General features: G+C 64.8%; 19 protein-coding genes. 8 read left to right on the forward strand and 11 right to left on the reverse strand.

Features of this window, described 5'->3' with window-relative positions:
* Positions 1 to 24 precede the first annotated feature (24 nt).
* From N2602_RS35880 to N2602_RS35900, 5 genes are all read right to left on the reverse strand, one after another.
* Positions 25 to 756: an amino acid ABC transporter ATP-binding protein gene (locus N2602_RS35880; protein ID WP_260381056.1), complete on the reverse strand. Its 732-nt coding sequence runs from the start codon at positions 754 to 756 to the stop codon at positions 25 to 27.
* 12 nt (positions 757 to 768) lie between these two features.
* Positions 769 to 1,461 carry an amino acid ABC transporter permease gene (locus N2602_RS35885; RefSeq protein WP_212260105.1) on the reverse strand — a complete coding sequence of 231 codons (693 nt, stop codon included), beginning with the start codon at positions 1,459 to 1,461 and terminating at the stop codon, positions 769 to 771.
* 3 nt (positions 1,462 to 1,464) lie between these two features.
* On the reverse strand, positions 1,465 to 2,196 hold the full coding sequence (locus tag N2602_RS35890) for an amino acid ABC transporter permease (RefSeq protein ID WP_035997279.1): 732 nt from the start codon (positions 2,194 to 2,196) through the stop codon (positions 1,465 to 1,467).
* A gap of 129 nt (positions 2,197 to 2,325) precedes the next feature.
* Positions 2,326 to 3,237 (reverse strand): amino acid ABC transporter substrate-binding protein, encoded by a 912-nt coding sequence (locus N2602_RS35895; protein WP_172787089.1) that lies wholly within the window; start codon positions 3,235 to 3,237, stop codon positions 2,326 to 2,328.
* 87 nt (positions 3,238 to 3,324) lie between these two features.
* Positions 3,325 to 4,710, reverse strand: coding sequence for a M20 family metallopeptidase (locus N2602_RS35900; RefSeq protein ID WP_260381057.1), 1,386 nt, complete (start codon positions 4,708 to 4,710; stop codon positions 3,325 to 3,327).
* Between the two features lie 271 nt (positions 4,711 to 4,981).
* On the opposite strand from N2602_RS35900, the gene N2602_RS35905 reads away from it, so the two are divergent.
* On the forward strand, positions 4,982 to 6,361 hold the full coding sequence (locus tag N2602_RS35905; protein WP_260381058.1) for an LLM class flavin-dependent oxidoreductase: 1,380 nt from the start codon (positions 4,982 to 4,984) through the stop codon (positions 6,359 to 6,361).
* A 138-nt stretch (positions 6,362 to 6,499) separates the two neighbouring features.
* Here the strand turns inward: N2602_RS35905 and N2602_RS35910 are convergent, their stop codons facing one another.
* The 4 genes from N2602_RS35910 to N2602_RS35925 all read right to left on the reverse strand — a co-directional run bounded on the left by N2602_RS35910 (position 6,500) and on the right by N2602_RS35925 (position 11,757).
* Positions 6,500 to 8,161: a thiamine pyrophosphate-binding protein gene (locus N2602_RS35910; protein WP_260381059.1), complete on the reverse strand. Its 1,662-nt coding sequence runs from the start codon at positions 8,159 to 8,161 to the stop codon at positions 6,500 to 6,502.
* Between the two features lie 106 nt (positions 8,162 to 8,267).
* The gene (locus N2602_RS35915) at positions 8,268 to 8,771 is read right to left on the reverse strand and encodes a GFA family protein (protein ID WP_260381060.1); all 504 of its coding nucleotides are present in this window, start codon (positions 8,769 to 8,771) and stop codon (positions 8,268 to 8,270) included.
* Positions 8,772 to 9,013: 242 nt separating this feature from the next.
* Positions 9,014 to 10,141 (reverse strand): alkene reductase, encoded by a 1,128-nt coding sequence (locus tag N2602_RS35920; RefSeq protein WP_260381061.1) that lies wholly within the window; start codon positions 10,139 to 10,141, stop codon positions 9,014 to 9,016.
* 119 nt (positions 10,142 to 10,260) lie between these two features.
* Entirely contained in the window at positions 10,261 to 11,757 is a 1,497-nt protein-coding gene (locus N2602_RS35925) for an aldehyde dehydrogenase family protein (protein ID WP_260381062.1), read from the reverse strand.
* A gap of 180 nt (positions 11,758 to 11,937) precedes the next feature.
* On the opposite strand from N2602_RS35925, the gene N2602_RS35930 reads away from it, so the two are divergent.
* The 6 genes from N2602_RS35930 to N2602_RS35955 all read left to right on the forward strand — a co-directional run bounded on the left by N2602_RS35930 (position 11,938) and on the right by N2602_RS35955 (position 18,453).
* Positions 11,938 to 12,783, forward strand: coding sequence for an SDR family NAD(P)-dependent oxidoreductase (locus tag N2602_RS35930; RefSeq protein ID WP_172787082.1), 846 nt, complete (start codon positions 11,938 to 11,940; stop codon positions 12,781 to 12,783).
* A gap of 125 nt (positions 12,784 to 12,908) precedes the next feature.
* Positions 12,909 to 13,718 carry a crotonase/enoyl-CoA hydratase family protein gene (locus N2602_RS35935; RefSeq protein WP_172787081.1) on the forward strand — a complete coding sequence of 270 codons (810 nt, stop codon included), beginning with the start codon at positions 12,909 to 12,911 and terminating at the stop codon, positions 13,716 to 13,718.
* A gap of 10 nt (positions 13,719 to 13,728) precedes the next feature.
* Positions 13,729 to 15,612 carry a feruloyl-CoA synthase gene (locus N2602_RS35940; protein ID WP_260381063.1) on the forward strand — a complete coding sequence of 628 codons (1,884 nt, stop codon included), beginning with the start codon at positions 13,729 to 13,731 and terminating at the stop codon, positions 15,610 to 15,612.
* A gap of 233 nt (positions 15,613 to 15,845) precedes the next feature.
* A complete protein-coding gene (locus N2602_RS35945) occupies positions 15,846 to 16,607 on the forward strand; it encodes an SDR family NAD(P)-dependent oxidoreductase (protein WP_172787079.1) in 762 nt (253 codons plus the stop codon).
* A gap of 184 nt (positions 16,608 to 16,791) precedes the next feature.
* Positions 16,792 to 17,211, forward strand: a complete 420-nt coding sequence (locus N2602_RS35950) for a thioesterase family protein (protein WP_172787078.1) — start codon at positions 16,792 to 16,794, stop codon at positions 17,209 to 17,211.
* Positions 17,212 to 17,301: 90 nt separating this feature from the next.
* Positions 17,302 to 18,453 carry an ABC transporter substrate-binding protein gene (locus tag N2602_RS35955; protein WP_260381064.1) on the forward strand — a complete coding sequence of 384 codons (1,152 nt, stop codon included), beginning with the start codon at positions 17,302 to 17,304 and terminating at the stop codon, positions 18,451 to 18,453.
* Between the two features lie 255 nt (positions 18,454 to 18,708).
* Here the strand turns inward: N2602_RS35955 and N2602_RS35960 are convergent, their stop codons facing one another.
* Together N2602_RS35960 and N2602_RS35965 are read right to left on the reverse strand one after the other, a co-directional pair.
* Positions 18,709 to 19,437: a glutathione S-transferase family protein gene (locus N2602_RS35960; RefSeq protein WP_172787076.1), complete on the reverse strand. Its 729-nt coding sequence runs from the start codon at positions 19,435 to 19,437 to the stop codon at positions 18,709 to 18,711.
* A gap of 38 nt (positions 19,438 to 19,475) precedes the next feature.
* Entirely contained in the window at positions 19,476 to 19,784 is a 309-nt protein-coding gene (locus tag N2602_RS35965; RefSeq protein ID WP_260381065.1) for a hypothetical protein, read from the reverse strand.
* Between the two features lie 127 nt (positions 19,785 to 19,911).
* Between N2602_RS35965 and N2602_RS35970 the strand changes: the two genes are divergently transcribed.
* Positions 19,912 to 20,610 carry a YafY family protein gene (locus N2602_RS35970; protein WP_025033709.1) on the forward strand — a complete coding sequence of 233 codons (699 nt, stop codon included), beginning with the start codon at positions 19,912 to 19,914 and terminating at the stop codon, positions 20,608 to 20,610.
* Positions 20,611 to 20,614: the final 4 nt, after the last annotated feature.

Here is a 20,614-nt window from a genome sequence, read left to right on the forward strand (position 1 = left end):
AGCGCGCCCCGGGATGACGACCGGTTAATGCGACAGAATCTTCGACAAGAACTTCTGCGCGCGGTCGCTGCGGGGCTTGCCGAAGAAATCGTCCTTCGCCGCGTCCTCGACGATCTCGCCGCGGTCCATGAAGATGACGCGGTTGGCGACTTTGCGGGCAAAACCCATCTCGTGGGTCACGACCATCATGGTCATGCCCTCGCGGGCGAGATCGACCATGACGTCGAGCACCTCGCTGACCATTTCCGGATCGAGCGCCGAGGTCGGCTCGTCGAACAGCATCACGATCGGATCCATGGCGAGCGCGCGGGCGATGGCGACGCGCTGCTGCTGGCCGCCGGAGAGCTGCGCCGGGAATTTCTGCGCCTGCTCCTTCAAGCCGACGCGCTCGAGCAGCTGCATGCCCTTGGTCTGCGCCTTGTCATGCCCCCTGCCCAGCACCTTCTCCTGCGCGAGGCACAGATTGTCGATGATCTTGAGGTGCGGAAACAGCTCGAAATGCTGGAACACCATGCCGACGCGCGAGCGCAGCTTCGGCAGATTGGTCTTGGGATCGTTGACCTTGGTGCCGTCGACCAGGATGTCGCCGCTCTGGAACGGCTCGAGCGCATTGACGCATTTGATCAGCGTCGACTTGCCCGAGCCCGAGGGGCCGCAGACCACGACCACCTCGCCCTTGGTGACATTGGTGGTGCAGTCGGTCAGCACCTGGAAGGTGGGGCTGTACCATTTGTTGACATGGCTGATTTCGATCATGATCGACACGCTCTATCGAATGATGGCGATGCGCGCCTGCAGGCGACGGACGCCGTAGGACGCGATACAGGAAATGGTGAAGTAGACGATCGCTGCGAACAGATACATCTCAACCAGGCGGCCATCGCGCTGCGCCACCTTGCTCGCCGCGCCCAGGAAGTCGGTGATCGACAGGACGTAGACCAGCGAAGTGTCCTGGAACAGCACGATGGTCTGCGTGATCAGCACCGGCAACATGTTGCGGAAGGCCTGCGGCAGCACGACGTAGCGCATGGTCTGCGCGTAGGTCAGCCCCAGCGCGCTGGCCGCGGCCGGCTGGCCGCGCGAGATCGACTGGATGCCGGCGCGCATGATCTCGGAGAAATACGCGGCCTCGAACATGATGAAGGTAATCAGCGAGGATGCGAAAGCGCCGACGCTGATCGGACGTGAGGCGCCGGTCAGCCACTGGCCGATATAGGGCACCAGGAAGTAGAACCAGAAGATCACCAGCACCAGCGGCAGCGAGCGCATGAAGTCGACATAGATGCCGGCGATGCGGCCGAGAATCTTGAAGCCGGACAGGCGCATCAGGGCGAGCGCCGTACCGAAGACCAGGCCGCCGAGGGCAGCCAGTGCCGTCAGCGTCAGTGTGAACGTCATGCCCTCGTAGAACAGATAGGGCAGCGCGCGGCGGATGACATCGAAATCGAGATTGCCGAGCATCGCTTATTTCCCCGTGATGTAGCCGGGGATCGCCACCCAGCGCTCGAGGAAGCGCATGGCGGTGACGACGACGGCGTTGACGAGGAGATAGAGGATGGTCGCGGCGGTGAAGGCCTCGAACACCTGGAACGAGAATTCCTGCATCGAGCGCGCTTGTCCGGTCAGCTCGAGCAGGCCGATGGTGATGGCGACCGCGGTGTTCTTGATGGTGTTGAGGAATTCAGACGTCAGCGGCGGCAGGATGATGCGGAAGGCCATCGGCAGCAGCACGTAGCGATAGCCCTGCACGGTGGTCAGGCCGAGCGCAGTCGCCGCCATCTTCTGCCCGCGCGGCAACGAGGAGATGCCGGCCTGCAGCTGCACGGCCACGCGCGCCGACATGAAGAAGCCGACCCCGATCGCAGCCGTCCAGAACGGCGCGTTCGGCAATTGCTTCAGCCACAGGCCCGCGGCTCTCGGCAGAATCTCCGGCAGCACGAAGAACCACAGGAAGAGCTGCACCAGCAGCGGCATGTTGCGGAAGAATTCGACGTAGGCGAAGCCGAACCAATTGGCGCCTTTCGAGGGCAGCGTGCGCATGACGCCGACGATCGATCCTGTGATCAGCGCGATCACCCAGGCCAACGCCGCGGTCTTGAGGGTCAGCGCCAAACCCGACAGCAGCATGTCGAGATAGGTGCCGGTCCCCATCGGATTCGGCTGGAAGAAAATTCCCCAGTTCCAGTTGTAGTTCACGTGTCCCCCGCGCGAACGCGCCCGTCATGGATGTCCTGGGCGCCTATGCAAATGTCCGGCCATTCTCCCTCCAGAAAAGGCCGAATGTACCGCCTCCCCCCGCAAACGGGGAGAGGCGGATGATGCATCTTACTTGTAATCGTCCGGGTTCGGCGAGTCCGTCGGCTTGGCGAACTCGTTCTTCAGCTCGGCCGAGATCGGCGTGTTGAGGTTCAGGCCCTTCGGCGGGATCTTCTGGGTGAACCACTTGTTGTAGATCTTCTCGGCCTCGCCCGAGGTGTAGAGCGCGGCGGTCGCAGCATCGACCACCTTCTTGAAGGGCGCGTCGTCCTTGCGCAGCATGATGCCGTAGGGCTCGGGCTTGGAGAACGCGTCCTTGGAGACCTCATAATCGCCCGGCGACTTCGAGCCGGCGACGAGGCTCGCGAGCAGGATGTCGTCCATGACGAAGGCGATCGCGCGATCGGTCTCGACCATCAGGAAGGCCTCGGCGTGATCCTTGGCGGGAATGATGTTGGCGCCGAGGCCCTTGGCGACGTTGGCCTCGGTGAGCTGCTTGATATTGGTGGTGCCGGCGGTCGAGACCACGGTCTTGCCCTTGAGGTCCTCGATCGACTTCAGGCCGCTCGACTTCTTGAAGACGTAGCGGCTCGCGGTCAGGAAGTGGGTGTTGGTGAAGGCAACCTGCTTCTGGCGCTCGGCATTGTTGGTGGTCGAGCCGCATTCGAGATCGATGGTGCCGTTGGCCATCAGCGGGATACGGGTCGCCGACGTCACCGGGTTGAGCTTGACCTCGAGCTTGTCGAGCTTGAGCTCCTTCTTCACGGCGTCGACGATCTTGTAGCAGATGTCCATCGCGAACCCGACCGGCTTCTGGTTGTCGTCGAGATAGGAGAATGGGATCGAGGAGTCGCGGAAACCGAGCGTGATCGCGCCGGTGTCCTTGATGTTCTTCAGCGTGCCGGTCAGCTCCTGGGCCCCGGCCTGGCTGACGACGAAGGTCGCGGCGAGCGCGAGCCCGATGTGACGGAAATGTTTCACGTTTTACTTCCCCTTTCGGATGGTGCGGCCCGGATGCAAGCACAAATCGGGCCGGATTAGAATGTAACTTTCGGCTGGATTAACGGCTCAGGTTAACGGCGCCGGCAACTCGCCGAGATCCCAGAACAGCCCGGCCATCACCGTCAAGGCCTCTTCGGTCAATGGCAGCAGGATGTGCTCATTGGGCGCATGCTGGGAGCAGCCGGGATAGGAGTGCGGCACCCAGATCGTCGGCAGGCCAAGGATCTCGGAGAACACGTCATTGGGCAGCGAACCGCCGAAATTCGGCAGCACGGCCGGCGCCTTGCCGGTGGTCTCCTGCACCGAATCCGCGGCCCATTTGATCCACGGGCTGTCGAAATCGGTGCGCGATGCAGCAAAACTCTGCGCCGCGCGCACCTCGACCATCGGGAAACCGCGTCCGACCAGGTGCGCACGGATCGCCTCGATCAGCCCCTCGACCTTCGTCCCGACCACGAAACGCAGTTGCAGCACGGCGTTGGCCTGGCCCGGAATAGCGTTGGCCGGCTTCTCGATATTGCCTGAGGACATCGCCAGCACTTCCAGCGTGTTCCAGGCGTAGAGCCGTTCGGCGGCCGAAAGCCCCTCCTCGCCCCAGTTCTCCGCGAGTGCGGGCTCGTCCGCGGTCGGGACCACCTCGACATCGGCGAGATAGGAGCGAATTTGGTTGGTCAGCCGCGGCGGCTTCAAGGCGTCGAGCTGGAGACGGCCATGGCCGTCGACCAGGGTGGAGATCGCGTTGACCAGGATGGTCGCGGGGTTGGCGAGCACGCCGCCCCAATTGCCGGAATGGTGACCGCCGTCGCGCAAGTTCACGTCGAGATGGATGCGGATGCCGCCACGGCAGCCGAGAAAGAGCGTCGGCCGATCGGCCGAGAGGCGCGGCCCGTCCGAGGCCATGAACAAATCGGCCTTGAGCGCGTCGCGATGGAGATCGCAGACCTTGCCGAGATCGGGCGAGCCGATCTCCTCGCCCATCTCGATGATGAATTTGGCGTTGAAGCCGAGCTTGCCGCCGCGCGCGTCGCGCACTGCGCGGAGCGCCGCCATATTGATGCTGTGCTGGCCCTTGTTGTCGGCGGTGCCGCGGCCGTAAAGGCGCGTCCCCGCAACATTGGTGCGCCAGGGATCGCGGCCGTCGCGCCATTCGCCTTCCATGCCGTCGACGACGTCGCCATGGCCGTAGACCAGCACGGTCGGCGCAGACGCACTCTCGTGGTGCTCGGCGAACAGGAACGGCGCCTTGCCGCTCGGGGATTCGACGATGCGGCTGGAAAAATCCAGCGCGGCGAAAGCCGGCTGCATCTCCTGTTCCAGATAGGCACGCAGCTCGGGGCCGCGCTGCGGATTCTGGCTCTCGGTCTTGTAGGCGACGCGGCGGTCGAGTTCAGCGAGGAACGCGCCGGACTTGAAATCCTCACGGGCGCGGGCGATGGCGTCGGCTCTGGTCATACTTGCTTTTCGAGGCTGTGAGACGAAGGACCTTACCGACATGGGTTGGCCTTCGAAAGTGGCGGGGACTTGGATTGCTCTTGTAGTTCTCTTGTCTTCTTATAGCTCTCTTGGGATTTCGTTCTTGCTTCACTAGGATTGGCCTGCCAAGCGCAGCTGCGACGCCGACTTTGGCCTTGCCAAGCGCAAGCGATATGCAAGAAGTTCGCCAAGGTCGGGCGCACATCTATCATTCGAAGAGCGCTCAGTACAGGGGCGCCGAGGGACCAGCATGGCCAAAGAGATCAGGCTCAACGCCTTTGCGATGAATTGCGTCGCGCACCAGTCGCCGGGCCTGTGGACCCATCCGCGCGACCGCACCGCCGACTATAATCGCCTGCCCTACTGGATTGATCTGGCCAAGACGCTGGAGCGCGGCCGCTTCGACGGGCTGTTCCTGGCGGACGTGCTCGGCGTCTATGACGTCTATGGCAACAGCCCTGACGCAGCTTTGCGCAATGCAGCGCAGACGCCGTCAAACGAGCCGCTGCTGCTGCTGTCGGCGATGGCCGCAGTGACGCAAAATCTCGGCTTCGGCGTCACCAGCAATCTGTCGTTCGAGCCGCCCTACCCGTTCGCGCGGCGGATGTCGACGCTCGATCACCTCACCGAGGGGCGGATCGGCTGGAATGTCGTGACCGGCTATCTCGACAGCGCCGCGCGCGGCGCGGGCAAGGACAAGCAAACCGGGCATGACGACCGCTACGACATCGCCGACGAATATATGGATGTGGTCTACAAGCTCTGGGAGGGCAGCTGGGAGGACGATGCCGTGCTGCGCGACCGCAAGCGCGGCATCTTCACCGATCCGGCAAAGGTTCATCGCGTCAATCACGAGGGCGCGAATTACCGCATCAACAACACCATTCATCTCAGCGAGCCCTCGCCGCAGCGTACGCCGGTGCTGTACCAGGCCGGCACCTCGCCACGGGGCCGGCAGTTCGCGGCCAGGCATGCCGAGTGCGTGTTCATGTCGGGACCGTCGGCCAAGGTGATTGCGCCGCGCGTCTCTGCGATCCGGCAGGAGGCCGCCGCGCTCGGCCGCAACCCGGCCGAGATCCTGATGTTCTCGATGATGACGATCATCCTTGGCCGGACGGAATCCGAAGCAAAGGAAAAATACGCCGATTATCGCCGCCACATCAGCCCCGAAGGCGCGCTGGCGCTGATGTCGGGATGGACCGGCGTCGACTTCTCCGGCTACGACCTCGATCAGCAGGTGCGGCACGTCCAGAACGATGCCGGCCGCAGCGCCATGGACAACGTCACCCGCGCCGATCCCGACCGCGTCTGGACCGTGCGCGACGTCATCGAGCATGTCGGCATCGGCGGCGCCGGCCCGGTCGTGGTCGGCACGCCCGAGATGGTCGCGGACAAGATCGAGGACTGGTTCGAGAAGACCGACGTCGACGGGCTCAACGTCGCGTTCGCGATCTCGCCCGGCGACTTCGAGGATATCGCCGACATGCTGGTGCCTGAGCTGACCCGGCGCGGGCGGTACAAGAGCGAGTATGCCAAGGGCACGTTGCGGGAGAAGCTATTCGGTGGCGGGCGTGCAAGGCTCGATGCGCCACACCCGGCGGCGGGCTATCGCGTGGGGAGGAAGGGCTAGCTGCCTCCTCCTCGTCATTGCGAGCGCAGCGACTTGTCCGCCGAAGCTTTAGCGAAGGCGGAAGCAATCCAGACCGCCACCGCGGAGAGATCCTGGATTGCTTCGCTGCGCTCGCAATGACGGTGGACAGATCCTGCCCTACACCTTCCCGTCCACCATCACCTCGATCAGCTTCGTCCCAGGCCGATTGAACGCCGACGCCAGCGTCGCCCTCAGCTCGCGGGGATCGCTGACCTTGATCGCCTCGCAGCCGAGCGCTTTCGCCATGCCAGCGAAATCCACCGGCGGATCGACGAAATCCATGCCGACGTAATTGTCGTCGCCGTGGAAGGCGAGCAGGCGCTGCTTGATGATGCGATAGCCGCCATTGTTGGCGATGACGACGTTGAGCGGCAGCTTGTGGTGGGCGGCAGTCCAGAGCGACTGGATCGAGTACATCGCGCTGCCATCGCCGGAGAAGCACACGACGGGTCGATCCGGATTGGCAATGCTGGCCCCGACCGAGGCCGGCAGGCCCCAGCCGATGCCGCCGGAGGCGAGGCCGTGATAGCCGTAGCGATCGCGATGCGGCCGCAGGGCCGTGACCTGGCGGCTGGAGGTGAGGCCTTCATCGACCAGGATGGCGTTATCAGGCATGGCCTCGACCATTTGCAGCACGAGGAAGTCCGGATCGATCGGCGTGCGGCCGGCGCTCTTGCCGATCTGCTCGACCAAAGCGGCGCGGCGCGCGGTCCAGTTCTTCGGCGCGAGCTCGGCGAGACGCTGCTTTGCGCGGCTCGCGAGGGCCGCGCCGCCCATCTCCGTCAGCACCGGAATCAGCGCGCGCAGCGTTTCCTTCAGATCCGCCTTCAGCGCGATCTCGGCACCGTAGTTCTTGGCGATCTCCCAATCGACGAGGCCGATCTGCACGATGCCGAGGCCGTCAGGCAGCGCGTCGACCTCGCTGTAGACCGACATCCGCAAGGGATCGCCGCCGAGCGCGATCAGCAGATCATACGGCGCGAGGGTATCGCGGGCGGCCTTCTGCACGCGCGCGAGCGTGCCGACGAAGCTCGGGCTTTCCGAGAGGAAGTGCGAGCCGTACGGTGTCGAGGACTGATAGGCCGCAGCGCCGAGCAGCTCGGCCAGTTCGGCGGCTTCCTTCAGCGCATCGCTCTTGACCACCTCGTCCATGGTGACGATCACAGGACGCTCGGCCTTGAGCAGGCGTGCGGCAAAGGCCTTCAGCGCCTCGTCGGATGGTTTCGTGCGCGCATCGATGCGGGTGGAGCGGCCGAGATCGATGCCGGCTTCGCTGTTGAGGATGTCGCCGGGCAGCGAGATGAACACAGGCCCGGTCGGTGGCGTCATCGCCACCTTGGCGGCACGGCGCACGATGCGCGGCAGGTCCTCCAGCCGCGTCACCTCGACCGCCCATTTCACCAGCGGCTCCGCCATGCGCACCAGCGGACCATAGAGCACCGGCTCCATCAGGCCGTGGCCCTGCTCCTGCTGGCCCGCGGTCAAGATCATCGGCGTGCCCGTGAACTGGGCGTTGTAGAGCGAGCCCATCGCATTGCCGAGGCCGGGCGCGACATGGACGTTGCAGACGACGAGCTTACCCGAAGCGCGGCTGTAGCCGTCGGCGATCGCGACCACGAGGCTCTCCTGCATCGCCATCACATAGGTGAGATCGGGATGGTCCTTCAGCGCATGCATGATCGGCAGCTCGGTGGTGCCGGGATTGCCGAACACATGCGTGATGCCCTCGTCCTTGAGCAGCGCGAGAAAGGCGGAGCGGCCGGTGATCTTGTTCTTCATGTTTCCTCCAGGAGCGGACCGTTGCCGCAAGGACGAGGCATGATGGCCGAAGTGTCGGCAGACGCGCAAGAAAGCGCTGTCATGGCTGCGTTGCGCGGGAGAGGCGCTACATCTCCTCGCGACCGAGCTCGAACGGATCCTCGCCGCTCGGGCGCTTCTTCTTTTTCGCGCGCTGCCAGACGACGCCGGGAAAGCCCTTCAGCGGCACCAGGGGCTCGCCGGTATAGGCCCATTCCTGCAGCTCCTCGATGGCGATGTGATAGAGCGGCTGGCGGCCGGTGCGCTCGCTGAACAGCGCACGCGGGATGTTGACCATGTGCGGGCCGCGCGGACGTTCGTACATGATCGGCGTGCCGCAATGCGAGCAGAAGCTTCGCGCGGTCTTCGTCGGCTTGTCCTCGTAGCGGGTCAGCGCGCTCTTGCCGGAGGTGATGCGGAAGCGCTTCTTCCAGCTTCCGACATAGGTTGCGTAGGCCGCGCCGTGGGCGCGCCGGCTGGCGGCGGAATGATCGTGCCAGGCCCAGCGTGCGGGGACGTCGATCTCGAAGGTGACCTTGCCGCAGAGGCATTGGCCGGTGGCGATCCCTGCGGCGGCTGCGGCTTTGGCCATCGTCTCTCTCCGTCGTCATTGCGAGCGCAGCGAAGCAATCCAGGCCGTCTCCGCGGAAAGATACTGGATTGCTTCGCTGCGCTCGCAATGACGGAAATTGTGGTGGCGGCCGCGCCACAAATCAAGATCGTCATTCCGGGGCGCGACGAAGTCGCGAGCCCGGAATCCATTGGCGGCAAGCCAGGACGTGAAATGGATTCCGGGTTTCGATGCTCCGCATCGCCCCGGAATGACGGGTGAGATCAGGCCGGCGTCAGTTCGTCATACGCCGGATAATCCGTGTACCCCTTCTCCTCGCCGCCGTAGAACGTCGCGCGGTTGTACGGCGTGATCGGATAATCATGCTCGAGGCGCCGCGGCAGATCCGGATTGGAGATGAAGATGCGGCCGAAGGCGATGATGTCGGCGTGGCCCTCCGCGATCGCCGCATTGGCGGTCTCGCCGGTGAAGCCGCCGGCCGTCATCAAGACGCCGCTGTAGAGCGGGCGGAACAGCATCATGGCGGAGGGCACGTTCTCCCAGTGGACATCGGCGCGGCCGGTGCCGCTGGAGCGCGGCTCTATGAAATGCAGATAGGCGAGACCCAGCTTGTCGAGCGCCTTCACCACATGCGTGTAGAGCGGCATCGGGTCGGGTTCGCCGGAATCATTGGCGATGCCGTGGGGCGACAGCCGCACGGCGACGCGGTTCGCGCCCCAGACGTCGATCGCGGCCTGCGTGACCTCGAGCAGCAGGCGCGCGCGGTTCTCGATTCCGCCGCCATACTGATCGGTGCGCTGGTTGCTGCGCGATTGCAGGAATTGCTCGAGCAGATAACCGTTGGCGCCGTGGATCTCGACGCCGTCGAAGCCGGCGGCGAGCGCGTTCTTGGCACCCTGCCGGAACGCCTCGACGATGCCCTTGACCTCCTCGGTCTCCAGCGCGCGCGGCGTCTCGTAGTCAGAGATCTTGCCGTCGGCCGTCATCGCCTTCATGCCCTCGGCCTTGATCGCGATCGCCGAGGCCGAAACCGGCAACGCGCCGCCGTGGAAGGAGGAATGCGAAACGCGGCCGACATGCCAGAGCTGGAGGAAGATGATGCCGCCCTTGGCATGCACGGCATCCACCACCTTGCGCCAGCCGGCGATCTGCGCGTCCGAATAGATGCCGGGTGTCGCCGGGTTGCCGCGGCCGTGCGAGAGCACCGGCGAAGCTTCGGCAACCAGCAAACCGCCCTTCGTTGCGCGCTGACCGTAATATTCGGCGTTGAGCGAGCGCGGCGAAAAGCTCTCGCGCTCGGCCCGCATACGCGTCAACGGCGCCATCGCGACGCGATGGGCGAGCTTGTACGGACCGACCTGCAACGGCTTGAACAACGCCTCGAATTTCATGCTGACACCGACTTTCTATGGAAGGATGCGGATCATATAGCGGGGGGCGGCCCTTCGAAAAGGCGCCGCCCCTGCAAAAATAGATATTCCCCCTCGCGGAACGCGGGAAGGAATGGATGCTACGCCGTCTTGATCCAGACGGCCTTCACGTTGAGATATTCCTCGACGTGCTGCTTGCCTGATTCGCGGCCGTAGCCACTCATCTTGTAGCCGCCGAACGGCACGGCCGGGTCCATCGCCTGGTAGCAGTTGACCCACACCGAGCCGGCACGCAAGCGTTTCGCCACCGCATGGGCCTTGCTGACGTCGCGCGTCCACAGGCCGGAGCCGAGGCCGAACGTGGTGTTGTTGGCGCGCTTGACCAGCTCGTCCATGTCCTTGAACGCGATCGCGGAGATGACGGGGCCAAAAATCTCCTCCTGCGCGATGCGCATGTTGTCCTGGACGCCCGCGAACACCGTCGGCGAGACGAAGAAGCCCTTCGACAATGCGCCTTCGGTGACGCGTCCGCCGCCGGCGAGCGCCTTGGCGCCTTCCTTCTGACCGATATCGAGATAGCCGGTGACGCGCTCGAGCTGCTGCTCGGAGACCAGCGGGCCGATCTGCACATTGGGATCGAGGCCGTTGCCGACCTGCAGCTTCTTGCCGAACTCGGCGACGCGGCCGACGAACTCCTCGTAGATCGACTGCTCGACGAACAGGCGCGTGCCGGCGCTGCAGATCTGCCCCGAATTGGCGAACACCGCCATCGCCGCGCCCGGCACGGCGGCGTCGAGATCGGCATCGGCGAACACGATGTCCGGCGACTTGCCGCCGAGCTCGAGCGAGACGCGCTTGAGGTTGCCGGCCGAGGCACGGATGATCGACTGGCCCGTGACATGCGAGCCGGTGAAGGCGACCTTGTCGACGTCGTGATGCGAAGCGAGCGCCGCGCCCGCGGTCTCGCCATAGCCGGGAACGACGTTGACGACGCCGGGCGGCACGCCCGCTTCCATCGCAAGCTCGGCGATGCGCAGCGAGGTCAGCGGCGCTTCTTCGGCCGGCTTGAGCACCACGGTGCAGCCGGTCGCGATCGCCGGACCGATCTTCCAGATCGTCGCCGTGAGCGGGCCATTCCAGGGGATGATCGCGCCGACGACGCCGACCGGTTCCTTCAACGTGTAGGAGAAGATTTCGCCGGGCAGCGAGTTCTCGATGGTCTCGCCGTGAATCGCGGTGGTCTGGCCGGCGTAATAGCGCAGCATGCCGACGGCGCGCAGGCGGTAGGCACGGGTGCGGCTCAGCGGCGCGCCCATGTCGAGCGTGTCGAGCTGCGACAATTCATCGAAATTCTTCTCGACGAGGTCGGCGAGCCTCAGAAGCAGGTTCTGCCGCTCGAACGGCTTGACCTTGCTCCACGGACCGTCGAAGGCGCGGCGGGCGGCCGCGACCGCACGATCGATGTCTTCCTTGTCGCCTTCGGCGACGGTTGCGAGCAGCTCGCCGGTGGCGGGATTGCGGGTTTCGAATCGCTTGCCCGAGGCTGCATCGACCCACTTCCCGTCGATCAGCATCTGCTTGTAGGACCCGTTTGCGAACGGATGGCGCGCGATCGGAATAGCCTGCGACACAGCCATGGCTGCACTCCCTGTCGGTTATTGGTTGGTTCGATCTGGGCGGGATCGTTCTGCAAAGGATACAGCCGTGCCTGATCAGCGTAAAGGCAGCGCGGAACGAAGACCTCCCATGCCGACTTGTGCAGGGTCGCATCGCTGCCATGCTATAGCTCGACTGAAGGCTTTCCACGGAGACGATCCATGTCACATCCCGCCATCGTCAAAGACAATGTTGCCGTGATCACGGGTGGCGCAGCAGGCATCGGATTTGCCGCCGCTGCGGCCTTTGCGCGCGCTGGAATGAAAGTGTGTATCGCGGATGTCGACGAGGCACGCCTGGCAGAAGCTGCAACAAAACTGTCATCCGTTACGTCGGCCGCGAACGTGATGACCTCGGCCGTCGATGTCAGCAAGATTGAGAGCGTGACGGAACTCGAGCGCGCAGTCCATGAGCGGTTCGGCGGCACCGACGTCCTCATGAACAATGCCGGCATTCAGCCCGGCAGCACGTTGTTCGACGCGCCGGACAATTGGCAGCGCATCATCGCCGTCAACATGTGGGGCATCATCAACGGCTCGCGCATCTTCGCGCCGAACATGATCGCGCGCGGCAAATGCGGCCTCATCATCAACACCGGCTCCAAGCAGGGCATCACCACGCCGCCGGGCGACCCCGCCTACAATGTCTCGAAGGCCGGCGTGAAGGCGTTCACCGAGGCGCTCCAGCACGAGTTGCGCAACACGAAGGACTGTCGCGTCACGGCACACCTGCTGATCCCAGGCTTCGTCTTCACCGGCCTGACCGCGAAGGGCCGCACCGAGAAGCCGGCCGGCGCCTGGACGCCGGAGCAGACGGTCGATTTCATGCTGGCGCGGCTGGAGGCCGGCGATTTCTACATTCTCTGCCCGGACAATGACGTGCCGCGGGCGCTCGACGAGAAGCGCATGCTGTGGGCCGCCGGCGACATCGTCGAGAACCGCCCGCCATTGTCGCGATGGCACCCGGATTACGGCGACGCGTTCGCCAAGTTTGTGGCGCAAGAGTAGGCCCGCACCGCTCTGTCGCTGGCCCCGGTGCTCGCGGAGAGGGTGGGCCCCGCCACCTGGCTGTGCCCCCACCTTGACTCCCTCAAAATTCGTTATACAACATAACTATTCTGACAAGGACGCAAATGACACAGGGAAACGCCGAGACCGCGGACGCGGGCGCCTCCGGGCTTTTGAGGATCGAGCGGGCGGACCGGGTTCTGACCGTGGGTCTGAACCGGCCGGCCAAGCGCAATGCGCTCAATGACGGCATCATCCTGGAAATCGGCGAGTGCTTTGCGAACCTGCCCGAGGACATCGGCGCGGTCGTCATCCATGGCATCGGCGACCATTTCTCCTCAGGCCTCGACCTCTCCGAGCTGACCGAGCACGACGCCACCGGCGGGCTGCTGCATTCCCAGATGTGGCACCGGGTGTTCGACCGCATCCAGTACAGCCGCGTGCCCGTGATCGCAGCGCTCAGGGGCGCCGTGATCGGCGGCGGGCTGGAGCTGGCCTGCGCGGCCCATATCCGCGTCGCCGAGCCCTCGACCTATTTCGCGCTGCCAGAGGGGCAGCGCGGCATTTTCGTCGGCGGTGGCGGCTCGGTGCGGCTGCCGCGGCTGATCGGCGTTGCCCGGATGATGGACATGATGCTGACGGGACGCGTCTACAGCGCGACCGAGGGCGCGTCCTACGGCTTCGCGCAATATCTGACGGAGGCCGGCAACGGGCTCGGGAAGGCGCTTGAGCTTGCGACCAAGGTGGCGTCCAATGCCCCGCTGACGAATTTTGCCGTGCTCCAGGCGCTGCCGATGATCGCAGAGGCCAATCCGCAGACCGGCCTGTTGATGGAGTCGCTGATGGCCACCGTCGCGCAGAGCGACAAGGAGGCCAAACGGCGGATCCGCGAATTCCTCGAGCACAAGACCGCGAAGGTGAAGCCCAAATCATGAGCGTAAAGTCATGAGCGCGGAGCCATCCTCTTCCGGCATGGAGCGCGGCGCGAGCGATTTCCCGCTGCGGCCCATCTCGTTCGGCGATCCCGTCGTCAACATCGAGCGGCGCAACGACGGCACGATTTACTTGCGGCCAAAGCAGCCGCTCGGCGACTACCCGGTCCGCATCACCGACCGCCTGCATCATTGGGCCACGACGACGCCGGACCGCGTCTTCATGGCCGAGCGCGAAGGTGGTCGCGGCTGGCGCAAGATCACCTATGCCGAGCTGCTCACCGCGAGCCGGCACATCGCCTCCGCATTGATCCAGCGCGGCGTGTCGGCGGAGCGGCCGGTCGTCATCCTCTCGGGCAATTCGATCGACCACGCGCTCCTCGCCTTTGGCGCGTTCTACGCCGGCGTTCCGTTCTGCCCGGTGTCGCCGGCCTATTCGCTGGTGTCGAAGGACTACGGCAAGCTGTCCTATCTGATGAAGCTGCTGACGCCGGGCCTGGTCTTCGCCGACGATGCCGACAAGTTCGCCGATGCGCTCGCCGCCAACGTCTCGCTCGGCACCGAGATCGCCGCGTCCTATGGGCACGTGCCGGGCCGCGACGTCACCCTGCTCGCCGATCTCATGGCGACGCCGATCCGTGGCGATCTCGACGACGTCCACGCCAGGATCGGCCCCGACACGATCGCAAAATTCCTGCTGACCTCGGGTTCGACCGGCCATCCCAAGGCCGTCATCAACACCCAGCGCATGATCTGCGCCAACCAGGTGATGCTGCGCGAGACGCTCGCCTTCCTCAAGGACGAGCCGCCGGTCATCATCGATTGGCTGCCGTGGAATCACACCTTTGGCGGTAATCACAATATCGGCCTGACGCTCTACAACGGCGGCTCGATGTATCTGGACGCCGGCAAGCCGGTGCCTGGCGGCATCGAGGAGACCGTGCGCAATCTCCGGGAAATTTCGCCGACGGTCTATTTCAACGTGCCCAAGGGCTACGAATCACTGCTGCCCTATTTGCGCGACGACCAGGGCTTGCGCGCCAAGTTCTTCGACCGGCTGCATGCGATGTTCTTCTCCGGCGCGGCGCTGTCGCCGTTCGTCTGGAACAGCCTCGACGAGCTCGCGGCGAAGGAGAAGGGCTATCGCGTGCCGATGCTGACCGGTCTCGGTGCGACCGAGACCGCGCCGTTCTTCATGTCGGTCAATCCGCGCACCAGCCGTTCCGGCCATGTCGGCCTGCCCGTCTCCGGCAACGACGCCAAGCTGGTGCCGAACAACGGCAAGCTGGAAGTGCGCGCCAAGGGGCCGAACGTGATGCCCGGCTATTGGCGCCAAGGCGACATCACCGCAAAATCCTTCGACGAGGAAGGATTTTACAAGATGGGCGACGCGCTCAAGCCCGCCGATCCCGATGATTTCAATGCCGGCTTCGATTTCGACGGCCGCGTCAGCGAGGACTTCAAGCTCGCGAGCGGCACCTGGGTCAGCGTCGGCCCGCTGCGCGCGCGCCTCACCGCGGCCTGCGCGCCGCTGGTGCGCGACGTCGTCATCGCCGGCATCAACCGCGACGAGGTCTCCGCGCTGGTCGTGCTCGATCTCGACGGCTGCCGCCTGATCAACCCGACGCTGCCGCCCGACGATCTCGTCGTCGCGACACGCGACCGCCTGGTGCGCGAGGCTTTCCGCGAGCGCCTGACCCGTTTCCTCGGCCAGGCCACGGGTTCCTCGACGCGGATCACGCGCGCGATCCTGATGGACACGCCGCTCTCGATCGACAAGGGCGAAGTCACCGACAAGGGCTCGATCAACCAGCGCGCGGTGCTTGAGCATCGCGGCGAGCTGATCGAGGAGCTCTACGCTGCCAATCCGTCGAACCGTGTGATATCGGTCGGCTAAGATGACAATTAGGATGAACCAGTCGGCTCTTTCTTCACCTCTCCCCGCTTGCGGGGAGAGGTCGAATTTGCGCAAAGCGCAAATTCGGGTGACGGGGAGCCGCCGCGAGTCCCACTGCCACCGCATTCGCGGAAGCAAGCTCCTCACCCCAACCCTCTCCCCGTAAGAACGGGAAGAGGGAGCAGACCGGCCGATCCGGTCGCACCTAATAAGAACGATCAAAGGAGAACGCCATGTTGTTGAAGGATCAGGCAGCCATCGTCACCGGCGGCGCATCAGGACTTGGCGCGGCCACCGCAAGAAAGCTGGCCGCGCAGGGCGCCAAGGTGGCGGTGTGCGACCTCAACACCAAGCTTGCGGAATCCGTTGCCGCCGAGATCAAGGGCGTTGCCGTCACCTGCGACGTCTCGGATGCCGCCTCCGCTGAAGCCGCGATCGCGCAGGCGACCAAGGCCCATGGCCCGGCGCGCGTGCTGGTCAATTGCGCCGGCATCGGCGTTGCCAAGCGCGTGGTCGGCCGCGACGGTCCGATGGCGCTTGCCGATTTCGACAAGGTGATCAAGGTCAACCTGATCGGCACCTTCAACATGCTGCGTCTCGCCGCCACCGAAATGTCCAAGCTGGAGCCGCAGGCGACCGGCGAGCGCGGCGTCATCATCAACACTGCCTCCGTTGCCGCCTATGACGGCCAGATCGGCCAATCCGCCTATTCGGCCTCCAAGGGCGGCATCGTCGGCATGACGCTGCCGATCGCGCGCGAGCTCGCGCAGTTCGGCGTCCGCGTGCTGACGATTGCGCCCGGCCTGTTCCTGACGCCGCTGCTCGCGAACCTGCCGCAGGAGGCCCAGGACTCGCTCGCCGCCGCCATCCCCTTCCCGCGCCGGCTCGGCCAGGCCGACGAGTTCGCCGCGCTCGCGCTGCACATGGTCGAGAACGCCTACCTGAACGGCGAAGTGGTGCGCCTCGACGGATCGCTGCGCATGGCGCCGAAGTAAACTGATGAGCGGGATTGCAGCAGCGACTTCGACCTTACCTCTCCCATTGGGAGGAGGTCGGCGCGCAGCGCCGGGTGAGGGGCCCTGCCCTATCGAGGGACTGGAATCCCTCACCCGAATTGCTGCGCAATTCGACCTCTCCCTCCGGGAGAGGTGTGGCACAGCGCTAGTGGATGCATAAGCCATGTTCGTGAACCGGCGCGAGGTCCAGATCCAGTGGGGCGATTGCGACCCCGCCAACATCGTCTATTACCCGCGCTATTTCGCGATGTTCGACGATTCGACCTCGACCCTGTTCGAGGCCGCCGGCTTCTCCAAGCAGGACCTGGTCCGCAAATACGGCCTGGTGGGCATCCCCATGGTCGACACGCGGGCCAAGTTCTACATCCCTTCGACCTATGGCGACTGGATCACCATCGAGACCAGAATCGAGAGCATCAAGCGCTCGAGCTTCGAGGTGAAGCACAACGTCTACAAGGGCGAGGCGCTCGCGATCGAGGGTTTCGAGACCCGCGTCCTGGTCGGCCGCGATCCCGATAATCCCGACAAGCTGAAATCCGCACCATTCCCGGCGGAAATGGTCACCAAATTCACGGGGAGTTAAGTCCGGAGCTAAATCGCCGCATCACCGAAAGAGGGGGCTGAATTACCCCGCGATTTCTGCTTTCAAATAAACACGTCAAGGGAGGAATAGATGAAACGCTTTTATTTGACCGCTGCCATCACTGCGGCTGCGCTGGCGCTGCCAGTGCTGCCCGCGCTGGCCCAGACCAGCGAAGTCACCATCGGCATCACCACCACCACGACCGGCCCGGGTGCAGCCCTCGGCATTCCCGAGCGCAACGCGCTGGAATTCGTGCCGAAGGAGATCGGCGGCGTGCCGCTGAAGGTGATCGTGCTCGACGACGGCGGCGATCCCACCACCGCCACCACCAACGCCCGCCGCTTCGTCACCGAATCCAAGGCCGACATCATCATGGGCTCGGCGCTGACGCCGCCGACCATTGCTGTCTCCAACGTCGCCAATGAAGCCGGTATCCCGCACTTTGGTCTGGCGCCGTTCCCGATCACGCCCGAGCGCATGAAGTGGTCGGTGGCGATGCCGCAGCCGATTCCGATCGTCGGCAAGGTGCTGTACGACCACATGAAGGCCAAGGGCGTGAAGACGCTCGGTTACATCGGCTATTCCGATTCCTACGGCGACCTCTGGTTCAACGACCTGAAGGCGCAGGCCGTGCCGATGGGCATGACCATCGTCGACGAGGAGCGCTTCGCCCGTCCCGACACTTCGGTGACCGGCCAGGTGCTCAAGCTCGTCGCCGCCAATCCCGATGCCATCCTGGTCGGTGCCTCCGGCACCGCGGCCGCGCTGCCGCAGACCGAGCTGCGCGAACGCGGCTACAAGGGCCTGATCTACCAGACCCATGGCGCCGCCAGCATGGACTTCATCCGCATCGCCGGCAAAGCGGCCGAGGGCGTGCTGATGGCCTCCGGTCCCGTCATGGATCCCGAGGACCAGCCGGATGAAGCCGCCACCAAGAAGCCGGGTCTCGCGCTCAACTCGGCGTATGAGGCCAAATATGGCCCGAACAGCCGCAGCCAGTTCGCAGGTCACTCCTACGATGCCTTCGAGATCCTCAAGCGCATCATCCCGACCGCGCTGAAGACCGCAAAACCCGGCACGCCGGAATTCCGCGAAGCGATCCGCCAGGCCTTGCTGACGGAGAAGGAACTCGCGGCGAGCCAGGGCGTCTACAACTTCACCGAAAAGGACCGCTACGGCCTCGACGAGCGCTCGCGCATCCTGCTCACCGTGAAGGACGGCAAGTACACGCTGGTGAAGTAGGCGTAGCGAGATTTGAGACAACGAGAGCCGGCCCGATGGGCCGGCTCTTTTCATGTGTGGATCGAGCTGCGGCTACGAGCGTTGCTGCGCCCCCTCTCCCGCTTGCGGGAGAGGGTTGGGGAGAGGGTGCCTCCGCGTTGGGACCGTCCGAGACCTGCAGAGACAATCCCCAGAGGAGAAAGCCCTCACCCGGCGCTTCGCGCCGACCTCTCCCGAAAGCGGGAGAGGTTACACCGGGTCTGCCGATGCACTGGGCTACGCCGCCTGCCGCAGCGGGGTCCAGGCGAACTCCGGATAATAATCGTCCATCATGCGGTCGACATAGGCGGTGAGGTTCGGAAATCCCTCTGTGCGCTCGCGCAAGGCGGATTCGAAGAACGGCGTCAGGATTCCGGCCAGCGCGCCGAAGGCGGTCGCGTCGACGCCGCAGGGCCTGTTGCCCATCAGGTACGCCTTGTCGCCGAGCTGCACCGACAGCGCGAACAGCGAACGCACGGCAAGATCGACGTCGTCATCCGGCGCGTGACGGCCGAGACCGGAGAGCAGATAGTTCTCGGCGACGCGGAACTGCGCATCCTCGCGCAGCTTCTCGCGATTGTGCTCGGGCGCGCCGTCGAAGAAATGCGCAGGACCCTTGGCGAAATTGACCGGATCGACCCAGCGCGCGCCGACCAGTGCCCAATAGACGTGATGCTCGATCATGCGCTCGAACGCCCAGGCCTGCGCGCGCTCAGCCAGGGAGAGGCCGGCGTCGAAATCGAAGCCGTAGCGGCGCTCGATATGGGCCCGGATGAACGTGGAATCGGCCACAGCCTCGCCGCCGTCGTCGATGAAGGGCAGCTGCCCCTTGGGCGAAGCCGGCGGCATCGCCCGCTCTTTCCGGTAAGGCAGTCCTGCCATCTTGAGCTGCACCTCGGTCTTGGTGACGAAGGGGCTGATTTCCGGCAGGCCGAAGCCGGCGCCAAAGCCGTAAAGCGTGATCATGCAAGCTCTCCTGAACCTGTCGAACGAGTGGAAGGAACCTAGCGGCCGGCTGCTGCCACCATGGTGGCAGCAGCCGTGATATCTTCTGCGAAGCGGGCCCCTCGCCAGGCGCGGCCCATCACATGGCGGACCAGCGCGTCCGCAGCATGGACCAGCGATCGCGTCGCGGCGGTCGCGAGCGCAAGGCGGAGGTCGACAATTGTTGTGACGTCAAGCGAGACGAGGCGGCTGAAGGCCCAAGCCTGCCGTGCCTTGACCTGGAAAGGCTGGACCTGGAAAGGCTGGACCTGGAAAGGCTGGCTCCGCCACAACGGGCCGGCCTGGCCGAAATGGGTTGGAATGATCATGGACAAATCCTCTTCAGTCGATGTGTTGTCCCGGTATAGAACTCCCCTGCTGCCAACATCCTGTCAGCAGCCGCGCGCCGCCTTCTGAAAACACCACCTTAGAAAAAGCAGCGACAAGAGACCTGTCATGAGACGCGCCGACCGGCTGTTTCAAATCATCCAGGTGCTGAGACGCACGCGTAAGCCGTTGACGGCGGACGCGATCGCGGCCGAGCTCGAGACTTCGAAGCGCACCATCTATCGCGACATCGCAACCCTGATCGGCCAGCGCGTGCCGATCCGCGGCGAAGCCGGCATGGGTTACATCCTGGAAAAGGGTTTCGACCTGCCGCCCTTGATGCTGACGCCCGACGAGATCGAGGCGGCCGTGCTGGGCGCGCAATGGGTCGCCGGGCACGCCGATTCCGCGCTGGCGCGCGCGGCCGAAGACTTGATGGCCAAGATCGCCGACACCGTGCCGGAGCGCCTGCGCCCCTTCGTGCTGGAGCCGGCGAGCCGGGCGCGGCCGAGCTGGAACCGGGAACCCGACCGCCTGGACATGGCGCGCACCCGCACCCAGATCCACGAAGGCAAGAAGATCATGCTGCGTTATCGTGACGAGCAGGGCCGCCCCAGCGAGCGCATGATCTGGCCGATCTCGGTCGGCTATCTCGAAGCGGTGCGGCTGCTGGCGGCCTGGTGCGAGCTGCGCGGCGACTTCCGCAGCTTCCGCACCGACCGCGTGGTCGAGGCGACCTATCTCGACGAGAAATATCCGGAGCGGCGCGACGTGCTGCGCGCGAGATGGCGGCAGAGCCTGGTCTGGGGTCCGCCGAAGGACACGTGAGGAC

The organism is Bradyrhizobium sp. NC92 (genome assembly GCF_025200865.1).
In the GTDB taxonomy this organism is placed as follows: domain Bacteria; phylum Pseudomonadota; class Alphaproteobacteria; order Rhizobiales; family Xanthobacteraceae; genus Bradyrhizobium.

What these genes read in the sequence shown, in the direction of transcription:
- N2602_RS35880 (WP_260381056.1), bottom strand. Translation starts at nt 756, where the DNA reads ATGATCGAAATCAGCCATGTCAACAAATGGTACAGCCCCACCTTCCAG.
- N2602_RS35885 (WP_212260105.1), bottom strand. Translation starts at nt 1,461, where the DNA reads ATGCTCGGCAATCTCGATTTCGATGTCATCCGCCGCGCGCTGCCCTAT.
- N2602_RS35900 (WP_260381057.1), bottom strand. Translation starts at nt 4,710, where the DNA reads ATGACCAGAGCCGACGCCATCGCCCGCGCCCGTGAGGATTTCAAGTCC.
- N2602_RS35905 (WP_260381058.1), top strand. Translation starts at nt 4,982, where the DNA reads ATGGCCAAAGAGATCAGGCTCAACGCCTTTGCGATGAATTGCGTCGCG.
- N2602_RS35910 (WP_260381059.1), bottom strand. Translation starts at nt 8,161, where the DNA reads ATGAAGAACAAGATCACCGGCCGCTCCGCCTTTCTCGCGCTGCTCAAG.
- N2602_RS35915 (WP_260381060.1), bottom strand. Translation starts at nt 8,771, where the DNA reads ATGGCCAAAGCCGCAGCCGCCGCAGGGATCGCCACCGGCCAATGCCTC.
- N2602_RS35920 (WP_260381061.1), bottom strand. Translation starts at nt 10,141, where the DNA reads ATGAAATTCGAGGCGTTGTTCAAGCCGTTGCAGGTCGGTCCGTACAAG.
- N2602_RS35925 (WP_260381062.1), bottom strand. Translation starts at nt 11,757, where the DNA reads ATGGCTGTGTCGCAGGCTATTCCGATCGCGCGCCATCCGTTCGCAAAC.
- N2602_RS35930 (WP_172787082.1), top strand. Translation starts at nt 11,938, where the DNA reads ATGTCACATCCCGCCATCGTCAAAGACAATGTTGCCGTGATCACGGGT.
- N2602_RS35935 (WP_172787081.1), top strand. Translation starts at nt 12,909, where the DNA reads ATGACACAGGGAAACGCCGAGACCGCGGACGCGGGCGCCTCCGGGCTT.
- N2602_RS35940 (WP_260381063.1), top strand. Translation starts at nt 13,729, where the DNA reads ATGAGCGCGGAGCCATCCTCTTCCGGCATGGAGCGCGGCGCGAGCGAT.
- N2602_RS35945 (WP_172787079.1), top strand. Translation starts at nt 15,846, where the DNA reads ATGTTGTTGAAGGATCAGGCAGCCATCGTCACCGGCGGCGCATCAGGA.
- N2602_RS35950 (WP_172787078.1), top strand. Translation starts at nt 16,792, where the DNA reads ATGTTCGTGAACCGGCGCGAGGTCCAGATCCAGTGGGGCGATTGCGAC.
- N2602_RS35955 (WP_260381064.1), top strand. Translation starts at nt 17,302, where the DNA reads ATGAAACGCTTTTATTTGACCGCTGCCATCACTGCGGCTGCGCTGGCG.
- N2602_RS35960 (WP_172787076.1), bottom strand. Translation starts at nt 19,437, where the DNA reads ATGATCACGCTTTACGGCTTTGGCGCCGGCTTCGGCCTGCCGGAAATC.
- N2602_RS35965 (WP_260381065.1), bottom strand. Translation starts at nt 19,784, where the DNA reads ATGATCATTCCAACCCATTTCGGCCAGGCCGGCCCGTTGTGGCGGAGC.
- N2602_RS35970 (WP_025033709.1), top strand. Translation starts at nt 19,912, where the DNA reads ATGAGACGCGCCGACCGGCTGTTTCAAATCATCCAGGTGCTGAGACGC.